Annotated in this window: 2 protein-coding genes and 1 pseudogene; all 3 read left to right on the forward strand. The window is 48.8% G+C overall.

Going from position 1 to position 6,000, the window contains the following annotated elements:
• Window positions 1–244 precede the first annotated feature (244 nt).
• The gene (gene cas9 / locus C5S62_RS11915; protein WP_104405601.1) at window positions 245–4,729 is read left to right on the forward strand and encodes a type II CRISPR RNA-guided endonuclease Cas9; all 4,485 of its coding nucleotides are present in this window, start codon (window positions 245–247) and stop codon (window positions 4,727–4,729) included.
• A gap of 75 nt (window positions 4,730–4,804) precedes the next feature.
• The gene (cas1, locus tag C5S62_RS11920; RefSeq protein ID WP_104405602.1) at window positions 4,805–5,743 is read left to right on the forward strand and encodes a type II CRISPR-associated endonuclease Cas1; all 939 of its coding nucleotides are present in this window, start codon (window positions 4,805–4,807) and stop codon (window positions 5,741–5,743) included.
• Window positions 5,744–5,752: 9 nt separating this feature from the next.
• A pseudogene (cas2, locus tag C5S62_RS11925) lies at window positions 5,753–5,956 on the forward strand (CRISPR-associated endonuclease Cas2); the annotation flags it as partial.
• Window positions 5,957–6,000: the final 44 nt, after the last annotated feature.

The raw sequence follows: 6,000 nt of genomic DNA on the forward strand, positions 1-6,000 counted from the left end.
ACTAATGCCCCTACATTTCAATAGGATAACACGGTTCTATTCTCAGCAACAACAACCCCTTTCAAAAAGCAGACTCCATACAAAGAAATGTATGGAGCCGACTCAATGTGTTTCACAACGGAATAATCCTTATTGTGAATTGCTTTATAATTAGTGCTGGCAAAATAAACATTTTTCCACGTAACAGCAAAATTAATTACCGATTAATTTCGTATATTTGTAAAATAACATTCAAAGGTACAACATGAAAAACATCATAGGCCTCGATTTAGGCACCAATAGCATCGGCTGGGCATGGATACAACACGAAGAGAAAGAAAAATCCGCCACAAACGATAAATTCCTTATCCCCACCGGAAGGATTATCAAAACAGGATGCCGTATTATCCCCATGGATGCTGAGATGATCGGTAATTTCGATAAAGGGAACAGTATCTCACAGACAAGTCAACGCACTAAGGCACGAATTGCCCGCCGCCTGAAAACCCGCTTCAAAAGTCGCCGGGAACGCCTCAACCGTCTGCTCAGACTGACAGGCTTTCTGCCTGAACACTACGCGGCCCAACTCGATGGTTACGGTAAGATATCTGATCATCAGGAACCACGGATACCCTGGTTAACCACAACAGAAGGCCAATGCCAGTTTCTATTTAAACCTGCCTATAAAGAAATGCTGGAATTATTCCGGCAAAAGCATCCTGAAATTAAGAGTGTACCTTATGACTGGACAATCTATTATCTGCGTCGCAAGGCGCTGACTGAAAAAATAACAGGAGAGGAACTGGCGTGGATACTGCACAGCTTCAACCATAAACGCGGATACAATCAAAGCCGTGATGAAGTGGAAGAGACCGACAACAACAAAACAGTAGAATACTTTAAGACTAAAGTAAAGGAAATCAGCAGCACAGGCGAAACGAGCAAAGGAAAGAACATCTATAAAGTCACATTTGAAAACGGCGTGGAACACCTCGTCACAGCCAAAGAACGGCCACAATGGGAGGGCACCGTGCGCGAGATCGTTGTTACCACGCTATTGAATGCCCAAAAGGACGGTTCCCCAAAAGTAACCACACGGATGCCCAAGGATGACGACTGGCAACTCATCAAGACGCGCACGCAGGATCTCATAAAAAAGGAAAATCTGACTGTAGGCGAATTCATCTTCAAGGCATTGCTTGATGACCCTTCGCAGAAAATCATCGGCGAACTTGTACGTACCATCGACCGAAACTTCTACATTGATGAACTGCAAAAAATTCTCCGACATCAAGAGAAGTCACATCCCGAACTAACCGACCGCACTCTCTACAAACAGTGTGTCGAAGCCCTTTACCCCTCCAACGAGGCACACCGCCGGAACGTGGAAGCATGGTCTATGTCACACTTTATCGTAAAAGACATCCTCTTCTACCAACGTCCACTCAAAAGCAAAAAGTCACTCATTGCCGAATGTCCTCTCGAGAGCCGCACCTTTCAGGACGAACAAGGCAACCTACACCGGACCGGCATCAAATGTATACCGCGCTCTCACCCCGCCTATCAGGAATTCCGCCTATGGCAGTTCCTTGCCAACCTGAGAATCGTTCAACGCCAAAGCCACGAAGACGGCCATCAACTCACCGACATTGACAGAAGCACGGAAATATTGAACGAAGAGGCGCTCGTAAAACTCTTCAATCATCTACGGAACGTCAAGGAAATCAATCAAAAGAACCTGCTGAAACTACTGGGTCTAAAGGAAGAAGACTATCGCTGGAATTATGTCGAAGACAAGGCATACCTCATGGGCGAAACCCGCTACCAACTGATTTCGCGACTGAAAAAGGCAGGACTATCCAATGAAGTGCCGGACGATAAAATGGAAGAGGCGCTTTGGCATCTGCTCTACTCCATAAGCGATTACGCCGAATTACAACGCGCCCTTTCCACCTTTGCCCGCAAACGGGGATGGGACGCTGAAGCTTTCAGAAAAGCTTTTGAAAAGTGCCCGCCCTTCAAGAAGGACTACGGCGCCTACAGCCTCAAGGCCATCCGCAAACTGCTCCCTCTCATGCGCCGCGGCAGCCATTGGCACGAAACAGCGATTTCCCCCGATGTATACCGGCGCATAGAACACTTTGTCAGCGGCGAAGAAGATACCGCCATCTCTCTCCATGTACGACAAATAGTGGCAGAAGAGGGACTACAAAACATATCGCAATTTTCCGGTCTCGCCCCCTGGCTGGCTGCCTATGTGGCCTACGGCCGTCATTCTGAGACGACAGACGCACAAAAATGGGAAACACCCGAAGAACTGGCCGAATACATCAGCAAGTTCCGGCAACACTCTCTGCGCAATCCCGTTGTTGAACAAGTGGCGCTCGAAACGATGCGTATCGTTCACGACCTATGGCAGGAGATGGGGAGCATTGACGAAATACACGTGGAAATAGGACGCGACATGAAGCAAACCGCCGCCGAACGCAAAAAAGCCCACGACAGAAATTTGCAAAACGAGGCCATAAACCTGCGCATCAAGGCATTGCTCACAGAATTCATGAATCCAGAAATGGAGATAAAAGACGTGCGCCCCTATTCGCCCCGTCAGCAGACACTGCTCCACATCTATGAGGAAGGAGCGTTTGAAAAAGCCCGGCATGACAATGACGCCGAACTCGAAGAGATGAACAACATCATCGACAAATTCCGGCAAACCGACAGCCAAAAGCGCCCCACACGTGCAGAAATCCACCGGTATCGCCTATGGCTCGACCAAAAATACGTATCACCCTACACGAAACGCCCCATCCCCTTAGCCAAACTCTTCACTACGGCTTACGAGGTTGAACATGTCATACCACGGGCACGCTACTTTGATGATTCCTATAACAACAAGGTAATCTGCGAAGCCGAAATCAACAAGCTCAAAGACAAGATGCTGGGCTTCGAATTCATTAAAAAACACGGAGGCGGCACCGTCAACTGCCAAGGCCGCGAAGTCAGAATCCTAACGCCGGATGAATACACCTGCCTTGTGGAGGAACACTTCTGCAGGAACCCCCGCAAAAAGAAGAACCTGTTGTCCGAAGAAATTCCGGCACAGTTCACGGCGCGTCAACTCAACGACAGCCGCTACATTGCCCGCTTCGTAGTGGGCATACTCTCCAACATTGTGCGGGAGAAAGACGCCAAGGGCCGTCTGGAACCCGAAAGCACATCGAAGAACGTCATCGTATACACCGGTAAGGTAACCGACTGGCTCAAAAGAGACTGGGGATTACAAGACGTATGGAACCACATCATATACTCCCGCTTCGAACGGCTGAACGATAAAGTAAAAAGCAAACGTTTCGGCCAATGGGAAAACAAGAAAGGCAAACGCGTTTTTCAAATCAACATGCCGCTTGAACTACAAGCCGGCTTCAGCCGAAAACGCATTGACCATCGGCACCATGCCATGGATGCCATCGTCATTGCCTGCGCATCGCGCCCGATAATCAACTACCTGAACAACTGCTCCAGCGGCGAAAAAGAACATTATGGCCTGCGGGAAAATCTCTGCACCGGCAAGTCCCGTTTCATCAAGAAACCATGGAGTACCTTCACTCAGGACACAGAAGAAGCCCTGCGCGACATCGTGGTAAGCATCAAGAAGAATCTGCGCGTCATCACCAAATCCACTAATTTTTACCAGCGCTACGACCCGGAAACCGGCAAAAAGATTTTTGTCCGACAAACCCGCGGCGACCATTTTGCCATCCGAAAATCACTACACAAAGACACGGTCTACGGCGAAGTGAACCTGCAAAAAACCGGCGAAGTAAAATTGAAAGAGGCCATCAAGCAGCCCGGACGAATCGTAGACAAAACTTTACGACAGAAAATACGCGAACTGAAGCGACTGCCTAACTATTCCGACACCCTCATTGAAAAGTTCTTCCTCCAAAACGCCGATCCGATCTGGAAAAACTACGACTTCAAGAAAATAAAAGTCCGCCAATTCTCCAAAGACAAGGAGGCAACCCGCCAGGTGGCCACACGCAAACCGCTCGACCAAAATTTCAATCAAAAGAATATCGCAGATATCACCGACACGGGCATTCAAAAAATCCTATTCCGGCATCTTGAGAAATACGCCGGAAAGAGTGAGGAAGCCTTCTCACCCGACGGACTGAAGGCCCTCAACGAGAACATCAGGGAACTCAACGACGGAAAACCGCACCATCCTATCAAAAAGGTAAGGGTGGCGGAAAAACTCGGCCTTAAATTTCCTATAGGGACAAGAGGAAACAGAAAAATGAAGTTTGTCGTCGCAGACAAAGACACCAATCTCTTCTTTGCCGTTTACCAACGAGAAGACGGCAAACGCAGCTACGCGACAATCCCGCTTAAGGAAGCCATTGAACGGGCCAAACAAAATCTGCCGCCCGCACCTGAAACTGACGAAGCCGGCCGCCGGTTACAGTTCATACTCTCACCCAACGATTTAGTATACCTGCCCACAAAAGAAGAACTCAACGATGAAGTAAGAGAAGAACACATAGATGTCAACAGAATATACAAAATGGTATCGGCAACAAAAGAGCGGTGTTACTTCATCCCTCACCATATAGCCGGCATCATAGCTCCGGGAGAAGAATATAATGCAATGAACAAAATAGAAATATCCGATGACGGCCTCAGCATCAAGGAACATTGCATACTCCTGAAAACGGACCGCCTCGGGCGCTACAAACTCAAAAAATAAGCCCACTACATATCGCAGCCTGCATCCTCATCCTGCCACATCTCCATTCAATATCCACCTAACCTATTGAGGACCATGATAAAGAAAACGCTCTACTTCGGCAATCCCGCCTACTTGTCGCTATGCAACGCACAGATAGTCATCAAGCTGCCCGCCGTAGAAAAAAGTCCTAATGTAGCCGACATCATCCGTCAGGAATCCGTTGTGACAAAACCCATCGAAGACCTCGGCGTAGTAGTACTCGACCACCAACAAATAACCATCACGCAAGGACTGCTCGAAGCATTGCTCGAAAACAACGTTGCCATTGTCACCTGCAACAGCCGGAGCATGCCTGTAGGTCTGATGCTCCCACTGTGCGGCAACACCACACAAAACGAGCGTTTCCGCCATCAGCTGGAAGCCTCCGTCCCCCTACGCAAACAGTTGTGGCAGCAAACCATCCGTACGAAAATAAACAACCAGGCAACCGTTCTCCGCCAATCCACCACAGCCGAGACACGCTGCATGCAGATATGGGCCGCCGATGTGAGAAGCGGAGATCCGGACAATCTCGAAGGCCGCGCTGCCGCCTTCTACTGGAAACGTCTCTTTGCCGACAAACATCCCGGCTTCACCCGTAGCCGCGAAGGCGAACCGCCCAACAATCTGCTCAACTACGGCTATGCCATCCTGCGAGCCATAGTGGCCCGTGCCTTGGTGTGCAGCGGCCTCTTGCCTACATGGGGCATACATCATCACAACCGTTACAACGCCTACTGTCTGGCAGACGACATCATGGAGCCATACCGCCCTTATGTAGACAAACTCATCGTCGATATCATTAATAGTGCAGAAGACTATACTTCTCTGACACGTGAACTCAAAGCCCGTTTATTGGGCATCCCCACACTCGATGTACAGATAAACGGCCAACGCAGTCCTCTCATGGTAGCAGTAGCCACAACCACTGCGTCACTCTACAAATGTTTCGCCGGCGAATTACGTAAAATTGTCTATCCCGAACTATCATAGACCCTTTTCATGAAACGCCTCAGCGAATACCGCATCATGTGGATACTTGTATTTTTCGACCTGCCCACTGAAACGAAAAAAGAGAAAAAAGCCTACGTCCAGTTCCGGCAAACGTTACAACGCGACGGATTCACGATGTTTCAATTCTCCATCTATGTACGTCATTGCGCCAGCAGCGAAAACGCTGCGGTACACATCAAACGTGTTAAAAACGGGTCAAGCCGAAAACACGGTGCATGAATTTTGAGAAAAGTGTT

The sequence above is a fragment of the Prevotella sp. MGM2 genome (assembly GCF_002933955.1).
Lineage (GTDB): Bacteria > Bacteroidota > Bacteroidia > Bacteroidales > Bacteroidaceae > Alloprevotella.

What these genes read in the sequence shown, in the direction of transcription:
- cas9 (WP_104405601.1), top strand. Translation starts at nt 245, where the DNA reads ATGAAAAACATCATAGGCCTCGATTTAGGCACCAATAGCATCGGCTGG.
- cas1 (WP_104405602.1), top strand. Translation starts at nt 4,805, where the DNA reads ATGATAAAGAAAACGCTCTACTTCGGCAATCCCGCCTACTTGTCGCTA.